We start from the raw sequence: 18,517 nt of genomic DNA, 5'->3' as shown, positions 1-18,517 counted from the left end.
CCGCCACCGACCTCCGTTCGTCCCGAGCGAAGTCGAGGGACATGCGCCAGCGCAGCGCAGGTGTCTCGACTTCGCTCGACACGAACGGTTATGTTTGGCGGCACGATTCAGGATGCGTGGTCGTGCGCGCCGGGCAATAGACGTCGCATCAAGGGGACGCGCAATGACCGACGGCTACACAGCAATGCACCACGCGGCCGAGGCGGCGATCGCCTATCGCCGCGACATCGCCACCGCGCACACCACCCCGGTCGCCAGCTATGCCGACATCTTCGCCGCGTTCGACGCGCCAGTCCCCGAAACCGGCGGCGACCCGCAAGCGATCCTCGCCGAGCTGATCGACCGCGCCACCCCCGGTATCCGTGCGCAAACCAGCCCACGTTTCTTCGGCTGGGTGATCGGCAATTCGCACCCGACCGGCGTCGCCGCCGATTGGCTTGCCGCCGCCTGGGGGCAGAACGCCGCCAACGTAAGCTCCGCGCCCGCCGCCTCGGCGGTGGAGGCGGTCGCGGTGGCGTGGCTGCTCGATCTGCTCGGCCTGCCACGCGAGGCTTCGGTCGGGGTGGTCACCGGCGCGACCGTCGCCAATTTCGTCTGCCTCGCCGCCGCACGCAGCGCGGTGCTGGCGCGGCTGGGCTGGGATGTCGAGGCGGACGGTCTGTTCGGTGCACCGCCGGTCGAGGTGCTCATCGGCGCGGATGCGCATGCCACCGTGTTCTCGGCGCTCAAATATCTCGGCCTCGGCGCGAAGCGGGTGCGCACCATCGCCACCGATGATCTTGGCCGGATGCTGCCGTCCGCGTTCGAGGCGGCGCTCAAAGCGTGCGCCGGTCCGGCCATCGCGATCGGTCAGGCCGGGCAGATCTGCACCGGCGCGAGCGATCCGTTCGCCGAGATCGCGCCACTCGCCCGCAATGCCGGCGCGTGGCTGCATGTCGATGGCGCGTTCGGCCTGTGGGCGCAGGCCGCGCCCGCGCGGGCGGCGCAGACCGCCGGAGTCGAACTCGCCGATAGCTGGGCCACCGACGGCCATAAATGGCTCCAGACGCCCTATGATTGCGGCTTCGCGATCGTCCGTGATGCGGAGGCGCATGCCCGCGCTATGTCGGTGTCGGCGAGCTATCTGCCGCCCGCCGCAGGGCCGGAGCGCGACCCGTCGACCTATGTGCCCGAACTGTCGCGGCGTGCGCGCGGCTTCGCGGTCTGGGCGATGATCCGCCAGCTTGGGCGCGACGGCATCGCCGAGATGGTCGAGCGCAATTGTCAGGTGGCCGCGCATATGGGCGAGACGCTCGCGCGCGAGCCGGGCATCACGCTTGTCGCCGAAGTGCCACTCAACCAGTTCATGGTGCGGTTCGGCGATGACGACGCGACCACGCTTGCGGTGATCGCACAGGTGCAGGAGGATGCGGTGCTGTACGCTGGCGCCTCGCAATGGCGCGGGGCATGGGTGATGCGCGCGTCGGTCTGTTCGGTCGCGACGACGATGGACGAAGCGGACGTGGCGATCGCGGCGATCATCGCGGCATGGAGGACGGTGAAACATGGCTGATCTGGTCGAGATTGCGGGTGCGGGGCTGTCGGCGGCGATCAATCCGTTCGGGGCGGAACTGACGCATCTGCGCGACGCCCAGGGCCGCGAGCTGATGACCGATGCCGATCCGGCATTCTGGACCGGCCATGCGCCGCTGCTGTTCCCCTTCGTCGGGCGGCTGAGCGGCGACGTGCTTCGGCTCGACGGCGCCGAATATCCGATGAAGCAGCACGGCTTCGCCCGCCGAAGCGCCTTCGCGCTGGTCGAACACGGCGAATCGCACGTGCGCTTCCGGCTGGAGGACGATGCGGAGACGCGCGCGGTCTACCCGTTCGCCTTCGCGCTCGACGCGGCCTACGCGATCGAGGATGCCACGCTGACGATCGCGATCACCATCGCCAATCGCGGCGATGCGCCGATGCCGGCAAGCTTCGGATTCCACCCGGCGTTCGCCTGGCCGCTCCCTTATGGCGAGCCTCGCGCCGACCACCGCATCGTGTTCGACTCGGACGAACCGGGTACGCTGGTCGCGCTCCAGAATGGCCTCACCGCGCCGGGCGAACGCCCGTCGCCGCTCGACGGGCGCGTGCTGCATCTGTCGGACGTGCTGTTCGCCGAGGATGCGCTGATCTGGGACGGCCTCGACTCGCGCCGCGTCCGTTACGGCGCGGCCAGCGGCCCGCAGCTTGAGATCGCCTTTCCAGACACCGACAAGCTCGGCATCTGGACCAAACCCGGTGCGGCGTTCGTCTGCATCGAGCCGTGGCATGGCATCGCCGACTCACAGGGCTATGCCGGCGATTTCCGCGACAAGCCCGGCGTGTTCGAGATCGCGTCGGGGGGCACATGGACGTGCCGGATGGAGATCGCGCTGCGCTGAGGCGGATATCGCCGCCAAATCGTCACGCCCTTGCAACGTCCTGCTGGCTTGCGCATTCAGGTCAGCGACAACGACCGTGAAAGGCCAGCGCGATGCGTCTCGACGATTTCGATCCCAACATCAATGTCGAGGATCAGCGCGGCCAGGGCGGCGGCCTCGGGTTCGGCGGCGGCGGTGGCGGCGGGATGCTGCTCGGGCTGTTGCCGATGGTGTTCAGTCGCTTCGGCTGCGGCGGCGTCGTGGTGCTGCTGATCGCGCTCGTGGTGTTCGGCGGGCTGGGCAACCTCGGCGGTGGCAGCGGCGTGCGCACCAGCGCGCCGACCGAGCAGACCGCCGGCGCGGGCCGCGGCACCGATGCCAAATCGAGCTGCACGATCGATGCCGCCAGCAAGGTCGCCTGCAACGCGTTCAGTTCGGCCGACAAGACCTGGGCGGCGATCTTCCAGCAGTCCGGCGAAAAGTTCGTCGCGCCCAAACTGGTGTTCTACTCGGGCAGCGGCCGTTCGGGCTGCGGCGCCGCGCAAAGCGCGATGGGGCCGTTCTACTGCCCGCAGGATCAGGGCGTCTATCTCGACACCAGCTTCTTCGACGAACTCGGCAACCGCTTCGGCGCAAAGGGCGATTTCGCGCAGGATTATGTGATCGCGCATGAATTCGGCCATCACATCCAGAATCTGCTCGGCACCTCCGCGAAGGTCGCGCAGGCCGAGCGCAGCGGCAGCGAGGCCGAGGGCAACAAGATGTCGGTACGGCTCGAACTCCAGGCCGATTGCTATGCGGGCGTGTGGGCCGCGCAGAACCGCGACCGGCTCGATCCGGGCGACATCCAGGAAGGCATGACCGCCGCGCACGCGATCGGCGACGATACGCTCCAGAAGCAGGCGCAGGGCCGCGTCGTTCCCGACAGCTTCACCCACGGCACCTCGGCGCAGCGCGAGCATTGGCTCAAGACCGGCCTCGACAGCGGTGATCCCGCGCAATGCGACACGTTTTCGGGGGCGATCTGAACACGCGCGGCAGCAATCAGCAACGTTTTGTCACGGGGGCGGAACGCCTTTGCCCCAAGCGACGTTCAGCACTCAAGCAAGAGGAGCCTGAACCATGCTGTATACTATCGCCGTCATCCTCGTCGTCCTGTGGCTGCTCGGCTTCGCCGTGCATATCGGCGGTGGCTTGATCCATTTGCTGCTGGTGATCGCCGTGATCGTCGTGGTGATCCAGCTCATCACCGGCCGCCGCGCGCTATAACGATCGGGCGAATATAACCCGCTCGTCCTGAGCGAAGTCGAAGGACGTGTCCGAGGCGTTTCGCTTTCGGCACGTCCTTCGACACGCTCAGGACGATCGGGTTTTACGGATTCTTCTCTGCGCGACTGTTCAATTCGCGAACAACAATACCGGCGTTTCCAGATAGCGCTTGAGCGCCTGAACGAAACTCGCCGCGTCCCAGCCATCGACGACACGGTGGTCGCAACTGATCGACAGGTTCATCAGCTTGGCGCGGACGATATCGTCGCCCCGGAAGACGGGCCGTTCGACGATCTTGTTCGGTCCGATGATCGCCACTTCGGGGCGGTTGATGACCGGCGTGGTCGCGATCCCGCCGAGCGGCCCCAGCGACGTCACCGTCAGCGTCGATCCCGACAGTTCCGAACTGCTCGCCTTGCCGGTCCGCGCCGCCTCGGCAAGCCGCGCGATCTCGGCCGCCAATTGCCAAACATTGCGATCCTGCGCGTCGCGGATCACCGGCACCATCAGCCCGGCGTCGGTCTGAGTCGCCATGCCGAGATGCACCGCACCGTGGCGGGTGACGACACCCGCCTCGTCGTCATACCGCGCGTTGAGCATCGGGAAGGCGGGGATCGTCTTGCAGATCGCCGCGATCAACAGCGGCAGCATCGTCAGTTTGGGCCGGTCGCCGCGATGGGCGTTGAGATCGGCACGCATGTCCTCGATCGCGGTGACATCGATCTCGTCGACATAGGTGAAATGCGGGATCGCGCGCTTCGACGCCGCCATGTTCTCCGCGATGCGGCGGCGCATGCCGATGACCTTGATCGCCTCATCCGGGCGGGCGTGCGACGCGTGCGGCGTGTGATAGCCCTGCGCGCTGCCGTAGCGGAGATAGGCGTCGAGATCGGCATGGCGGATGCGCTCGCCCTCGGCTGGCTTAACGTGCGCGAGGTCGATGCCGAGATCCGCCGCGCGGGCGCGGACGGCAGGGGAAGCGAGAGTCTTTGCATCTTCTCCCCTCCCCGGAAGGGAGGGGGCGGGGGTGGGTTGGCTGGTGACGGGCGCGTGATCGGCCTCGGGCCGACCCACCCCTAGCCCCTCCCTTACAGGGAGGGGAACAGGGTGCGCGATCTCCTCAACCCCCGGATTCTCCGCCTCGAACGCCTGTTCGACCGGCGCGGGCAGATCGACCGGCCGCAGCGCCGGCGCCTCTTCGGCATCCATGTCGACCGCATCGGTCTCGATCACCACCAGCGCCGCGCCGATCGACACCTGTTCGCCGACCTCGCCGGCCAGCGCGATCACCGTGCCGGACACGGGCGATTCCATTTCGACGGTCGCCTTGTCGGTCATCATGTCGGCGACGCGCTGGTCTTCCTCGACACGGTCGCCCACCGCCACGTGCCACGCGACGATCTCGGCCTCGGAAATGCCCTCACCGATGTCGGGGAGTTTGAAGGTAAAGCGGGCCATATCAGTCCTTCATCACTTTCTTGAGCGCCTCGCCGATCCGCACCGGGCCGGGGAAATAGGCCCATTCGAGGCTGTGCGGGTAGGGCGTGTCGAAGCCGGTCACGCGTTCGATCGGCGCTTCGAGATGGTAGAAGCAGCGCTCCTGCACCAGCGCCGACAGTTCCGCGCCGAACCCGCCGGTGCGTGTCGCTTCGTGGATGATCATGCAGCGCCCGGTCTTCTTCACCGATGCCTCGATCGTCTCGATATCGAGCGGCACGAGCGTGCGCAGGTCGATGATCTCGGCATCGACGCCCGCATCCGCCACCACCGCGCTCGCGACATGCACCATCGTGCCGTAGACGAGGATGGTCAGCGCCTCGCCTTCGCGCACCACGTTCGCCTTGCCGAGCGGGATCTTGTAATAGCCTTCCGGCACCGCGCCGGCGGGATGCTGCGACCAGTTCTGCGTCGGCCGGTCCCAATGCCCGTCGAACGGGCCGTTGTAGATCCGCTTTGGCTCGAAGAAGAGCGTAGGATCGTTATCCTCGATCGCCGCGATCAGCAGACCCTTGGCGTCATAGGGCGTCGACGGGATCACCGTCTTGATGCCCGAGACATGCGTGAAGATGCCTTCGGGCGATTGCGAATGCGTCTGCCCGCCGAAGATGCCCCCGCCGAACGGCGAGCGCACCGTGATCGGCGCGATGAACTCACCCGCCGAGCGATAGCGCAGCCGCGCCGCCTCGCTCACCAACTGGTCGAGCGCTGGGTAGATGTAATCGGCGAACTGGATCTCGGGCACCGGCCGCAAGCCATATGCGCCCATCCCGACCGCGACGCCGATGATGCCGCATTCGGTGATCGGCGTGTCGAACACGCGGGTCTTGCCGTATTTCGCCTGCAACCCCGCGGTCGCGCGGAACACGCCGCCGAAATAGCCGACATCCTCGCCCATCACGATGACGGCGGGATCGCGATCCATCATCACGTCCATCGCCGAGTTGATCGCCTGGATCATGTTCATGCGGGTGGTTGGGGTGTCGGTCATGTTCTCGCTCATAGCCCCTCTCCCCTTGTGGGAGAGGGAGGGGCCCGCTCGACGCAGTCGAGTGGGAGGGTGAGGGGGAAAGGGATGAAGACACACTCCCCCTCATCCGACTTCGCTGCGCTCGGCCACCAGTTCGAGGTAAACGATGCCCCGCATCGTTTAGGCCATGCCGGGGGCATGGCCGACCTCGAACTCCCACCGGGGGAGAAGGAACTCACTTGCGCGCCCACGGGCGACCGCTCGCGGTTTCTTCCGCCAGCATTTGTGCCTGCTGCTCGCGCAAATGCCACGGCATTTCCTCGAATACGCCGTCGAACAGGCTGTCGAGCGGCTGGTGCAGACCGTGGCCGAGGATGCCGTTGGCCTCGGCTTCCTTCTGCGCGGCACGCACCATTTCGGCGATCTCCTTGTCCTGCGCGATGTGGCGCTCCTCGTCCCATTCGCCGATCGCGATGAGGTGATCCTTCAACCGCGTGACCGGGTCGCCGAGCGGCCACGCGCTCGCTTCGCCGGCCGAGCGATATTGCCCGGGATCGTCCGAGGTCGAATGGCCTTCGACGCGGTAGGTGAAATGCTCGATCAGCGTCGGCCCCTGGTTGGTGCGCGCGCGCTCGGCGGCCCAGGCGGTCGCGGCGTACACCGCGAGCGCATCGTTGCCATCGACCCGCAGTCCGGCAATGCCATAGCCGATCGCGCGCGCCGCGAAGGTGGTGGCCTCGGCACCGGCGAACCCCGAGAAGCTCGAAATCGCCCATTGGTTGTTGACGACGTTGAAGATCACCGGCGCGCGGTAGACGCTCGCGAAGGTGCAGGCCGAGTGGAAGTCGCCCTCGGCGGTCGATCCCTCGCCGCACCAGGCGGCGGCGATCCGCGTGTCGCCCTTGGCGGCGCTCGCCATCGCCCAGCCCACGGCTTGCGGATATTGCGTGGTGAGGTTGCCCGAGATCGAGAAGAAGCTCGCGTCGCGCACCGAATACATGATCGGGAGCTGCTTGCCCTGCAGCCGGTCGCCCTTGTTCGAATAGATCTGGTTCATCATGTCGACCAGACTCCACCCGCGCGCGATCAGCAGGCCCTGCTGGCGGTACGAGGGGAAGCACATGTCGTCGCGGTCGAGCGCGAAGGCGGCGGACACCGCCACCGCTTCCTCGCCGGTGCACTTCATATAGAAGCTGGTCTTGCCCTGCCGCTGCGCGCGGAACATGCGCTCGTCGAACGCGCGCACCGTCACCATGCTGCGCAGCATGGCGCGCAGCGTATCGGGCGAAAGCCGCGGATTCCACGGGCCGACCGCCTGGCCGTCCGCATCGAGAACGCGAACGAGATCATAGGCGAGATCGGTGAACGCGGAGGCGGGTTCGGCGGTGTCGGGCCTGCGCGCCTGCCCGGCGGGCGGCACGGGAACCTCGGTGAAATCCACCGTATCGCCCGGCCGGAAGCGCGGCTCCGGCACGTACAGGGACAGGGGAGGAAGATTGGCGCCGGGACGGTCGCTTGGCATCACTACTCCGCAATTCGCATCGGCACGCTCGTTGAAACGCCCGAAATCATCTTATGCGCCGTTGTTATTAAATTTCAACGGTCTTGGCTAGGCCCTCTGCTTCTCCCCTCCCTGGAAGCAGGGCTATCGCATTTGGCGGAGGAGGGTTGCGAGGTAGTGGTCATCCCATCCGGCGCGTTTGATTTTGGCGCGGATGGAAAGCTTTCTTGGATCGTGCTGGAGAAGGTTGAGGGCGAGCCTTCGCAGGAGGGCGAGGTTTTCGGCGCAGTGATCGGATCGGGTGTGGATGCGATCTTCGCCGAAGGCGACATCGAGCAGCCAGTGTTGCTGATTCTCGATCGTCCAGTGTGCCCTGATCACCCGAAGCGCCTCGCGCGGCGGCAGGAAGCGGGAGAGGATGGCATAGCGGGTGTCGGTTTGCTCCTCGCCTTTGACGCGGCGCAGACTGTCGATCCGCACGATGGCGCCCAGACCCTCGAAGCCATATCGATCGGCCCAGTCGGCGGGCGCGGGGACGACCCATGCCCGCCGCTCTTCGTATCTGCCATGCGCGGTCTCGCTGGTGCTGGCAGCCTGTGCGGCGTCGGGATCGGCGAGCAGATCCCGGATCGCGGCGTGCAGCGGTCCGCGATTGCCTTTGATGATCAGAGCATAGTCGCCACCGCGCGCCCGTATCGCCGAGACCGTCCGGCGGCTGGCATGCAGCGCATCGGCGGTAACCGTACAGCCGGTCAGGTCGAGCAGGGCGATGATCTCGCGGGCCGCGGTGACTTCGCTGCGATTATGCGCGCGGCACTGGCTCAGCACCAGCCGATGATCGGCCGCCCAGGCGCTCACCAGATGCAAAGGCATGGTGCGGCGCGCGCTATCGACGGCCCCCCGCAACGACTTGCCGTCGATGGCAATGATTGGCCCGGCGATCCCCTGGCGCTCCAGCGTTGCGGCAAAAGCACTGACGAAGCGCTGAAACGCCCGCTCGAACGACGGCGGATCGAGCGTGCGAAAGACCCGGCTGAACGTGTCGTGGCTCGGCGTTCCATGATCCAGCTTCAGGAACTGGCCAAGACAGTCCCGCTTCGCCTCGCCGAACTCGGCGATATCGACGCATGTCTCGGCCCCACACAGCAGCGCGGCGAACGCGATCAGCAAGATATCCGGCAAAGCATGGCTGCTGTTCGAACGTCGTGGGTCCGGCACGACATCGAACACCTCACGGAACCCGCGCATACCAATCTCCCCGGCAACCCAGGAGAGACTACAGAATCCAATCTATCAAACTTGGATAGCCCTCTCATCGCCAAATGCGATTCCCCTGCCCTTCCAGGGAGGGGAGAAGGCCATTGACTCAGGCACGCTAAACGGAACAAAATAGGAACACTTAGCAGCGAGTCGAATCGTGTCGTCAGCCACCATAGCAGAATTGCGCGAAAGCCTGCGGGCGATTCAGGGCGACGGGCTCAAGCGTCGCCCGGTGCTGCCGTTCGGCGTGGCCGCGCTCGACGGACGAATCGCGAGCGGCGGCTTGCGGCTCGATTCGCTCCACGAAGTCGCCGCCGCCAGCCCCGATCCGAGCGACGATGCCGCCGCGACCTTGTTCATGGCGGGTGCCGCCGCACGGGCGTGGGGGCCGGTGTTGTGGGTGGTGCGCCGCCGCGACCTGTTCGCGCCGGGGCTGTACCAGGCCGGGCTCGATCCCGAGCGCGTGCTGTATGCGGAGGCGGCGGATGATGCCGAAGTGCTCGCGCTGATGGAGGAGGGGCTGCGCCACCGTGGTCTCGGCGCGGTGATCGGCGAGGTCAAGCGCGCCGCCATGCCCAACACCCGCCGCCTGCAACTCGCCGCCGAGGGCGGCAAGACGATCGCGCTGCTGCTCAAACGGCATGCGCGCGAAGGGGGGAACCCGCTCCATGTGCCCTCCGCCGCGATCACCCGCTGGCGGATCGGCAGCGCGCCATCGGAGCCGCTGCCGGTCGAGGGGGTCGGGCGCGCCTGCTGGCGCGTCGCGCTGGTCCGCCAGCGTGGCGGCGAGCCTTTCGAAACCATCATGGAGGCATGCGATGAAACGGGTCGCCTCGCTCTACCTGCCCGACTGGCCGATCGAACGGCTGCGGCGGATGGAGCGGACCGCTACAGCTACGTGGAAGCTGCGTGACGTAGTCGCGAGACGAAATAGCGATGCTATTTCGCCCAGCGACACGTCCAGCCGGCGCCGCGAAGCGCCGTCCGACGACTCGGGCTTCGCCCGAATCGCGGCCCCGCTCGCCGAAGCCGCCGCCGCCGAGCACGCTGTCGCCTGCTCGGTGCCACGCGGCGGCGGCTGGCGTCCTGGTGCGAAATGGGCACGCGAGGATACCGCCGCGCGCATGAGCGGGCATGTCGATGGAAAGGCGAACGTCGCCGCGCAGATCGCGGCACTCCCCGCCCACCAGCGCCCGCCACAGCGCGAGCTTGGCCGCCGCAGCGAAGCCGCGGCGTCGCCGTTCCGCGCGATGCCGCCCGACGAGGTGACCGGCGGCCAGCCGTTCCGGCCGCCCGGCGCGCTGCCGAAATCGCTCGGCCCGAGCCAATCCGCTCCCCCGCACAAGCGGGGGTCCAGAGCCACAAGCGATCCCGCCCGCGATTCTGGACCCCAGCTTTCGCGGGGGGACGGGGAAGTGCGTCCCCTCGTCACCAGCCTCAAACACGGCAGCCGCCTCGTCATCGCCGCCGCCTGCCCGGCGGCGCGTGCGCTCGGCCTCACCCCCGGCATGGCGATCACCCAGGCGCGCGCGCTGGTGCCGGGTCTCGACATCCGCGATGCCGATCCGACCGGCGACGCCGCCGATCTGCTGCGCCTCGCCACGACGGCGGCACGCCGCTGGACGCCGATCGCCGCAGTGTCGGGCGCGGACGGATTGTTGCTCGATATCACCGGCACCGCGCATCTGTTCGGCGGCGAGGCGACGATGGCCCGCCGGATCGTGCGGCTGCTCGCCCGGCTCGGCTACACCGCCCGAGTCGCGGTGGCGGACACTGCCGGCGCGGCATGGGCGATGGCGCGATTCCAGGATCGTCGCCCCGGCGACGGGGTCGTCATCGTTCCGCCGGCCCAACACGCCGAAGCCCTCGCCCCGCTTCCCCTCGCGGCGCTCCGCCTCGATCCCGCTGCCATCGACGCGCTCGTCCATCTCGGCGTCGAAACGGTCGGTCAGCTCGCCGCGATGCCGCGTGGCCCCCTCGTCCGCCGCTTCGGTGATGCGCTCGTCACCCGGCTCGATCAGGCGAGCGGCCGAATCGCCGAGCCGCTCGATCCCGTCATCCCGCCCGAGCCGATCGCGGTGGTACAGCGTTTCGCCGAACCGATCGCCACCGCCGAAGCGATCGAACATTGGCTGGGCACGCTCATGCGGCACCTCGTCACCGCGCTCACGCAGGCCGGCAAGGGCGCGCGGATGATCGAACTGGTTGCCGACCGGATCGACGGCGTGCCCCAGCATCTCCGCATCGGCCTCGCCCGGCCGAGCCGCGATGCTGCACATATGCTGTGCCTCATCACCCGCCGCATCGAGGAGATCGCACCCGGCTACGGCATCGATACGCTCGCCCTCCACGTCCGCCGGGCCGATCCGCTTGGCGCGCAGCCGTTCGAGGAACGGCTCGAGGAAACCTCCGCCGATATCGCGCCCCTGGTCGATGCGCTCGCCAACCGGATCGGCGATGCCCGGCTGTGGCGAATCCAGCCGGTGGAGAGCGATGTGCCCGAACGCTCGCTCGCGTCCGCGCCGCCGCTCGCCGACGCGACGCGCCCGGCCGCGCGGCTCAAACCGGACGATGTCCGCAGGCTCGACCGCGGTGTCGATCTCCACCCCTGGCATCCGCGCTGGCCGCGCCCGGCACGGTTGCTGCGCCGGCCCGAACGGCTCGACCATGTCATCGCCGAACTGCCCGATCAGCCGCCGCGCCGCTTCACGTGGCGCGGCCAGACTCACCGCATCATCTGCGCCGATGGGCCGGAACGAATCCTCGGCGAATGGTGGCAACGCACCGCCGAGGCGGATTCGGTACGTGACTATTTCCGCGTCGAGGACGAGGCCGGCCACCGCTTCTGGCTGTTCCGCCGCGGCGACGGCGAGCGCCCGGAAACCGGCGATCTCGCCTGGTTCATCCACGGCGCGTTCGGATGAGGCCCGTTCGGATGAGGTCGGGCAGGTGACGTACTGCGAACTTCAGGTCACGACGCATTATTCGTTCCTGCGCGGCGCGTCGTCACCCGAGCAACTGTTCGAGGCTGCGGCGCTTGCCGGAATGCCCGCGCTCGGCATCGTCGATCGCAACTCGGTCGGCGGGATTGTGCGCGGTCTTGTGGCTGCTGAAGAGATCACCGCGCGAGGCGTGCCGATCCGCCTCGTGCCCGGCTGCCGGCTCGATCTGGTCGATGGCGCGTCGCTACTGGTCTGGCCCGAAGACCGCGCGGCGTGGAGCCGGCTCACGCGCTTGCTGACACTCGGCAAGGGGCGCGCCCATGCGCAAAAGGGCGAGAAAGGGCGATGCTTCCTGCATTGGGAAGACGTGGCCGCGCATGCGCAAGGGCTGGTCGCCGCGCTCGTTCCCGGCCTCGCCGACACCGGAGACATGCACCAACTGCGCTGGATGGCGGATATCTTCGATCGCGAGCGCGGCCATTTGTGCCTGACCCAGCATCGTCGCCCCGGCGAGGCCCGGCGACTGCACGCCCTTGCCGACAGCGCGCGCCGCTTCGGTCTTTCGCCGATCGTGACCGGGGACGTGCTTTACGACCTGCCCGAGCGCCGCATGTTGCAGGACGTCGTCACCGCGATCCGTGAGAAATGCACGATCGACGAACTTGGTTTCCGTCGCGAACGCAGCGCCGACCGGCATCTCAAAAGCCCCGAGGAGATGGCGCGCCGCTTCCGCCACCACCGCCACGCGCTCGCCGCCGTCGAGGCGGTCGTCGAGCGCTGCACTTTCTCCCCGCGCGATCTCGATTATCAATATCCCGATGAGGTCGTGCTCAGCGGACGCTCGCCGCAGGCCGCGCTCGAACATCTCGCCCGCACGGCACTCGCGCGGAAATTCGATGGAAATCCGCCACGCGCCTATACCGAATTGCTCGAACACGAACTCGGGCTGGTCGGCGAGATGGGCTACGCGCCCTATTTCCTGACCGTGAATTCGATCATGGCCTATGCCCGCGCTCAGCGCATTTTGTGTCAGGGGCGCGGTTCGGCCGCGAATTCGGTGATCTGCTATGTCTTGAACATCACCTCGATCGACCCGGTCGAGCGCAAGCTGCTGTTCGAACGCTTCATCAACAAGGATCGCCACGAGCCGCCCGATATCGATGTCGATTTCGAGCATGAGCAGCGCGAGCGCGTCATTCAGTGGATTTACGAGACCTATGGTGCGCAGCATGCCGCACTGACCGCCGTGGTCAGCCGCTTCCGCTCGCGCGGCAGCATCCGCGAGGTCGGCAAGGCGCTGGGTCTGCCCGAGGACATGACGGCCGGGCTTGCCAGCCAGATCTGGGGCTGGTCGAGCGAGGGCGTGCCCGACGCGCATGTCGAGGCGCTCAACCTAGACAAGACCGAGCCGCGTCTCGCGCTCGCACTCGATCTCGCCACACAGTTGATCGGCACGCCGCGCCATCTCTCGCAGCATCCCGGCGGCTTCGTGCTGACCCGCGACCGGCTCGATGAGCTCGTGCCGATCGAACCCGCCGCGATGGTGGATCGGCGTGTGATCGAATGGGAAAAGGGCGATATCGAGGAACTCGGCTTCATGAAGGTCGATATCCTCGGCCTCGGTATGCTCGGCTGCATGCGGCGCTGCTTCGATCTGTTACGCGAGCACAAAGGCCTCGATCTCGACATGGCGTCGGGCGCGCTGCAGACCGATGATCCCGGCACCTACGACATGATCCAGCGCGCCGATACGCTCGGCGTGTTCCAGATCGAGAGCCGTGCGCAAATGTCGATGCTGCCGCGCATGAAGCCCAAAGAATTCTACGATCTCGTCATCGAAGTCGCGATCGTGCGGCCGGGGCCGATCCAGGGCGACATGGTGCATCCCTATCTCAAGCGCCGCGAGGGCAAGGAGAGGGTCAGCTACCCCAATGCCGCGCTTGAGGCGGTGCTGGAAAAGACGCTTGGCGTGCCGTTGTTTCAGGAACAGGCGATGCAGGTCGCGATCGTCGGCGCGGGTTTCACCGCCGCCGAGGCCGATCAACTCCGCCGCGCGATGGCGACCTTCAAGATGACCGGCGGGGTCGGCAAGTTCAACGAGAAGCTGGTCAGCGGCATGCGCGCCAACGGCATCACCCAGGCATTCGCCGAACGACTCGTCAAGCAGATCGAGGGGTTCGGCAGCTATGGCTTTCCCGAAAGCCACGCGGCGAGCTTCGCCAAGATCGCCTATGCGTCGTGCTGGATGAAGCATCACCACCCGGACGTGTTCTGCGCGGCGCTGCTCAACGCGCAGCCGATGGGGTTCTACGCGCCCGCGCAGATCGTCCGCGATGCGCGCGCGCACGGCGTCGACGTGCTGCCGCCGTGCGTCAACGCGAGCGACTGGGATACGGTGTTGGTTGAGCCTTCCGAAGCGGCTTCCCGGGCGCAGGCGAGACCTGTGCAACCGTCGCTGCGAGCACGCAGTCCTGTCGCGTTTTCCCGCGAAAGCGGGAATCCAGGGCCAGGCGAAACACCGACTCGCGGCTCTAGGGACTCTGGACTCCCGCGTTCGCGGGAGAACGGGAAAAATAGCGAGAATGCGGGGAAGGACCAAGCCAGTGTGATGCGCCATCCCCTCCGTCTCGGCCTCCGCATCGTCTCCGGCCTGTCCGGCGCGGAGGCCGGCAAGCTGCTGATGGCGCGCGCGGCCGCGCCGTTCACCTCCGTCGAGGACGTATGGCGCCGCGCCAAACTCTCGACGCTCGCGCTGGAGAAACTCGCGCGCGCCGATGCGTTCCACGCGCTCGGGCTCGACCGGCGGCAGGCGTTGTGGGCGGTGCGCGGGCTCGGTGCGAAGCCCTTGCCGCTGTTCGCCGCCGCCGATGCGCGCGAATCCGGCATCGAGCCGCCGGTCGCGCTGGTGCCGCTCACCGCCGGCCGCGAGGTGGTGGAGGATTACCGCGCGACTCAACTCTCGCTGCGCGCGCATCCGCTCACCTTCCTGCGCGGCGAACTGACTCGGCGGGGTATGCGGACTTGCGGCGATCTCCAGCACATCAAGGACGGCGCGCGCGTCGAGGTGGCGGGGGTCATCCTCGTGCGCCAGCGGCCGGGCAGTGCGAAGGGCGTCTTGTTCATCACCATCGAGGATGAGACCGGAATCGCCAACGGCATCCTCTGGCCCGACCGGTTCGAAGCGCAGCGCCGCACCGTGATGACCGCGACGATGGTGTCGATCATCGGCCGCGTTCAGAAGGAGGGATTAGTGATCCACGTCGTCGCCGACCGCATCGTCGACTTGACGCCGCTGCTCGCACAGGTCGGCGAGATCGATCTGCCCCGCCTCACCATGCCCGGCGACGGCGCCACCCACGGCGGCACGATCGACCCGCGCGACCCGGAGTGGCGACCGGGCCGGATCGACTGGCACTACCGCGAGCGGGCGGCGGTGATCCCGGTGAAGAGCCATGACTTTCATTGAGGGGGGCGCCCCGATTCTCGATGCTCAACTGCCCAGGTGGCGGCGTTGGTTCATGCGAATTGGTTCGGAGCGCAGATCTTGTCGGAAACCGGCAATCGGCGTTCGCCGATCCGCCGGAAGAATGGTCAAGATTCGGTCGGGAGCTGGCCGGCCGGTTCCCGCAATATCCTCGGGACAACATGCCGCTTCCGTCACAGGTCAGCCACCATGCGTCCCACCGCTGACTGCTTGGCCTCTCCTGACGTCTCGGTAGGCGGTGCGAGCAGGTCGCAAAGGCCTTGTCGCCGGCCACGGGGCGCGGTGGCGTCGACCAGTTCGCGGACAGCGCAGCTACCCTTCGAACACGTGCTCGCGTCAGACTGATTGTATCACGACGTTGCGGCTCCGCCAGACCTGGGGGGTGACGCCCTCCCAACTGCGGAACGCCCGGTAGAATGAGGTCGTGTCCTGGAACCCGAGGATGCAGGCGACCTCCGCCACGTCGGCATAGGGTTCGGCGAGCAGCTTGCGACCTAACTCCTTTCGCGCCTCCTGGACCAACGCGCGAAAACTGCCCCCCTCGTCGGTGATGCGCCGCTGCAATGTGCGCTCGCTGGTCCCGAGGTCGCGAGCGACTGCGGAGACCTCTGGGCGGCCGCTGGCGAACCCGCGCTTCAGCACGGCCTTGACCTGCTCTGAGAACGAGCTGCGGGGCTTTAGACGGCCTAAGCTTTCCTCCAGCGCTGGGGTAAGAATGTCGATCAGCTCGGCATTGTGTCCGGGAAAAGGAAGATCGAGATCAGACGCCTTCAACACGAGCACGTCGTCCGCTTTTTCATAGACGATCGGGCACCCAAAGAAGCTGTTTTGTCCCGCCGTCGGCGCGCTGCTCCGGGTCAGTTCCAGCCGGAGCGGGGTCAATCTTTGGCCGGTTCCGCGCCGTCCAAGTGACAGCAGGAATGCGAAGCTGACATCGACCGACAGGTCTGGCTCCAAGCCTTCGGCGTAAAACCACCGTTTGCGGATGTGGACCTCCGAACCCCGCTCCTCGACCGCTATCCGCTCCGGCATCGTGAACTGTTTGAACCGCGCGACGCGCCCAATGCCATCGCGGAAATCGGAGCCGAGGCATGCGGCAACGAACATGGGCTGGTGCCCCACCGATTCTGTCGCCTGAACGAAACGAAGCCAATAGTCCCGATCCCCCGAAAGGTCGGACAACGCGTTCCACAGCGAGAAGAACTGCGCAGTGCTCACGAATCGGCCGGTATCGAGGTGGAGCGTCACGGGCAGGCGGGCCTGGCGAAGCACCGCGACCGGGCTCATGCCGGTCGCCTCCACCGCCGACCAGAAAGACTGCTGGAGACGGCATTTGTCGGGAATGCTGTTTGTCATCTTCGGCACCATCTCAGCAGGGCAGGTTTGTTCGGCGGGTCAGGAACGCGACATGGCCTATCGCGTCGCGGTCTTGTGCCACGTGAGCCAGGCAGCGCCTATCGTCCGGCTCGGTCCGGCCTCCTCATGTCACTTGACCTCAACCTTGGCATGGCCGGAGCAATGCTCGACGAGCGCTTGCCTTGCCACCGGCCAAGCATCGTCCCCGTCGTACAAAGCTGAGCGCAGATAAGCCCAAGTCGTCCGAAGGACGATCTCCATGCGCTCCGGGTCTTCGTCGTCGGTTTCCTTGGCATCATAGCCCGCGATGCCGCCCAGGCCGTGCTTGCCGCCGATCACGGTCAGCAGGGCGTCGGCCCCCGGGCCATCGTGGAAGGCGTCAGCGTGCCAGGCCGGGCCACGAACCGTCAGATGCGGAGAGGCGTCGTCATCACCGACGACCACCAACGTCTGCGTGGTTAGATGCGAGAAATCGGGGTTGAAGAAGCTGTAGCGGCTTGCCGCCATCTCGCTCAGCGAAGCCCCGCCATTGCCTGGCGCTGTCAGCATGATCCCCGCCGCGATGCGCGGCTCGCGCATGTTGACGTTCTGGGCGTTTGGATCGTGCGGATCGGTCAGCCGCGCGCCCAGCAGAACACCTGCGGTCTGCCCGCCCATCGAATGGCCGATAACGGCGATGCGACTGCGATCAATGCGGCCCGCGATTGCGGGTACGGCGGCCTCGATCGTGTCCAACTGATCTATGATAGCGGTCATGTCCTCGACGCGCGAGCGCCAGAAGAGCGGGCCTCCCGCCCCATCGGCCGGCATACCGGCGACTTTCGAATTGAGGTGAGTCGGCTGGATAACGACGAAGCCATGCTCCGCATAGAAGTTGACGAGCGGCCCGTAGCCATCTTTCGACGGAAGGTAGAATGACGGCCCATGACCATGCGAAAGCAGTACCACCGGCAGGTTGTCGCCAGAGATGGGCGCGGTGATGCGCAGTTCGAGCGGGATCGGGCGCTTTTCAACTTCGAGAACCACGGGGCTTACCGAGATCGTCTGGCGGGGTTCGCCGACCGGGATCAGCAGGGCATCTTTGATGAGATTGTTCATGTGTCTGACTCCATCTGGCCCGCACCGATTTCGCTGGCCGGGTGAGGTCGTGGTAAGCAGCCTGCCGCTTCTGAGCATTGGCGTTTCCCGCCAATCGATTTGCATATGACGCCAAGCGAAGAGATATGGTTCGTCCTTCGATGGGTTCGGTCTGAGCAAGCCCGGTTGATGCCAGCCAGCTCAGACTTATGACACTGACCCGCGAACCAGCTCGGCGTTAGTCACAGTGCTGCTAGAACGGCCATGGCAAACGGGCCTAATCGCCACACGGGGTGCGTTGTTGCCAGACGGCGAACGGCAGGTTCCGGCAGAGGCCGCCGTTCAAAGCACGGCCGGGGGTGGCGGAACTTGGTCGATATATGACCAATGAGCGAGTGGCCGCTTCGGCCGCTGATGACGCGCGAAGCTGCCATTCGCTCAAGCTGCTCGGCGTTGTGGACTAGCGCCGCCGGAACCGATCGCCCTCGTACGTACGAGCCGCATTGCCACGTTCGAGTTCGCGGTTATGATCCCACAATGCCCGCTTGCCTCCGGCTTGGTCTGCGCGGCGGCGATCGTCGAGCAGCATCGCCAGCTTGAGCCGGGCGATCCTCTTATTGGCGAATTGCGAGCGTTGATCCTGCGACGACACGACAAGGCCGGTCGGCAAATGCTTGGCACGAACGGCGCTATCGGTCTTGTTGACATGCTGACCGCCCGGCCCGGAGGCGCGGAAGGTCTGGTAGCGAATGTCTTCTTTCCGCAAGT

Annotated in this window: 13 protein-coding genes and 1 pseudogene; 7 read left to right on the top strand and 7 right to left on the bottom strand. The window is 66.7% G+C overall.

All coding sequences use genetic code 11. The annotated features are described in order from the left end of the window. Window positions 1-163 precede the first annotated feature (163 nt). The 4 genes from J0A91_RS02935 (at window position 164) to J0A91_RS02920 (ending at window position 3,662) form a co-directional block, all read left to right on the top strand. On the top strand, window positions 164-1,552 hold the full coding sequence (locus J0A91_RS02935) for a pyridoxal phosphate-dependent decarboxylase family protein (RefSeq protein ID WP_069203661.1): 1,389 nt from the start codon (window positions 164-166) through the stop codon (window positions 1,550-1,552). Beyond that, window positions 1,545-2,414: an aldose 1-epimerase family protein gene (locus J0A91_RS02930; protein ID WP_069203660.1), complete on the top strand. Its 870-nt coding sequence runs from the start codon at window positions 1,545-1,547 to the stop codon at window positions 2,412-2,414. Before J0A91_RS02935 ends, J0A91_RS02930 begins: the two co-directional genes overlap by 8 nt. Window positions 2,415-2,506: 92 nt before the next feature. After that, complete coding sequence (gene ypfJ / locus J0A91_RS02925) at window positions 2,507-3,421, top strand: KPN_02809 family neutral zinc metallopeptidase (protein ID WP_069203659.1); 915 nt, start codon at window positions 2,507-2,509, stop codon at window positions 3,419-3,421. Window positions 3,422-3,515: 94 nt separating this feature from the next. Beyond that, window positions 3,516-3,662 carry a lmo0937 family membrane protein gene (locus tag J0A91_RS02920; RefSeq protein ID WP_130155495.1) on the top strand — a complete coding sequence of 49 codons (147 nt, stop codon included), beginning with the start codon at window positions 3,516-3,518 and terminating at the stop codon, window positions 3,660-3,662. 129 nt (window positions 3,663-3,791) lie between these two features. Here J0A91_RS02920 and J0A91_RS02915 read toward each other — a convergent pair whose 3' ends face one another. The 4 genes from J0A91_RS02915 to J0A91_RS02900 form a co-directional block, all read right to left on the bottom strand. Next, complete coding sequence (locus J0A91_RS02915) at window positions 3,792-5,120, bottom strand: dihydrolipoamide acetyltransferase family protein (RefSeq protein ID WP_069203658.1); 1,329 nt, start codon at window positions 5,118-5,120, stop codon at window positions 3,792-3,794. Between the two features lies 1 nt (window position 5,121). Continuing rightward, a complete protein-coding gene (locus J0A91_RS02910; RefSeq protein WP_069203657.1) occupies window positions 5,122-6,126 on the bottom strand; it encodes an alpha-ketoacid dehydrogenase subunit beta in 1,005 nt (334 codons plus the stop codon). A gap of 238 nt (window positions 6,127-6,364) precedes the next feature. Next, window positions 6,365-7,651 (bottom strand): 3-methyl-2-oxobutanoate dehydrogenase (2-methylpropanoyl-transferring) subunit alpha, encoded by a 1,287-nt coding sequence (locus J0A91_RS02905; RefSeq protein WP_069203656.1) that lies wholly within the window; start codon window positions 7,649-7,651, stop codon window positions 6,365-6,367. 123 nt (window positions 7,652-7,774) lie between these two features. Further along, on the bottom strand, window positions 7,775-8,878 hold the full coding sequence (locus J0A91_RS02900; protein ID WP_069203655.1) for an ISAs1 family transposase: 1,104 nt from the start codon (window positions 8,876-8,878) through the stop codon (window positions 7,775-7,777). Between the two features lie 169 nt (window positions 8,879-9,047). Between J0A91_RS02900 and J0A91_RS02895 the strand changes: the two genes are divergently transcribed. From J0A91_RS02895 to J0A91_RS02885, 3 genes are read left to right on the top strand one after another with little or no spacing between them, the layout of a single operon-like run. Then, window positions 9,048-9,803 (top strand): ImuA family protein, encoded by a 756-nt coding sequence (locus tag J0A91_RS02895; protein WP_420852810.1) that lies wholly within the window; start codon window positions 9,048-9,050, stop codon window positions 9,801-9,803. Continuing rightward, the gene (locus J0A91_RS02890) at window positions 9,709-11,814 is read left to right on the top strand and encodes a Y-family DNA polymerase (RefSeq protein ID WP_150126806.1); all 2,106 of its coding nucleotides are present in this window, start codon (window positions 9,709-9,711) and stop codon (window positions 11,812-11,814) included. Before J0A91_RS02895 ends, J0A91_RS02890 begins: the two co-directional genes overlap by 95 nt. Window positions 11,815-11,839: 25 nt before the next feature. Further along, entirely contained in the window at window positions 11,840-15,298 is a 3,459-nt protein-coding gene (locus tag J0A91_RS02885; protein ID WP_069203653.1) for an error-prone DNA polymerase, read from the top strand. Between the two features lie 354 nt (window positions 15,299-15,652). Here the strand turns inward: J0A91_RS02885 and J0A91_RS02880 are convergent, their stop codons facing one another. The 3 genes and pseudogenes from J0A91_RS02880 to J0A91_RS24765 all read right to left on the bottom strand — a co-directional run. Continuing rightward, the gene (locus J0A91_RS02880; RefSeq protein ID WP_206364973.1) at window positions 15,653-16,603 is read right to left on the bottom strand and encodes a helix-turn-helix domain-containing protein; all 951 of its coding nucleotides are present in this window, start codon (window positions 16,601-16,603) and stop codon (window positions 15,653-15,655) included. Between the two features lie 198 nt (window positions 16,604-16,801). Beyond that, window positions 16,802-17,875 (bottom strand): alpha/beta hydrolase family protein, encoded by a 1,074-nt coding sequence (locus tag J0A91_RS02875; protein WP_206364972.1) that lies wholly within the window; start codon window positions 17,873-17,875, stop codon window positions 16,802-16,804. Window positions 17,876-18,209: 334 nt separating this feature from the next. After that, window positions 18,210-18,488, bottom strand: a pseudogene (locus J0A91_RS24765) (peptide chain release factor-like protein); the annotation flags it as partial. Between the last annotated feature and the right edge of the window lie 29 nt (window positions 18,489-18,517).

The organism is Sphingomonas panacis (assembly GCF_001717955.1).
GTDB lineage: Bacteria > Pseudomonadota > Alphaproteobacteria > Sphingomonadales > Sphingomonadaceae > Sphingomonas > Sphingomonas panacis.
Note: the sequence above shows the minus strand (reverse complement) of the source record. Positions and strands in the feature narration are given on the sequence as shown.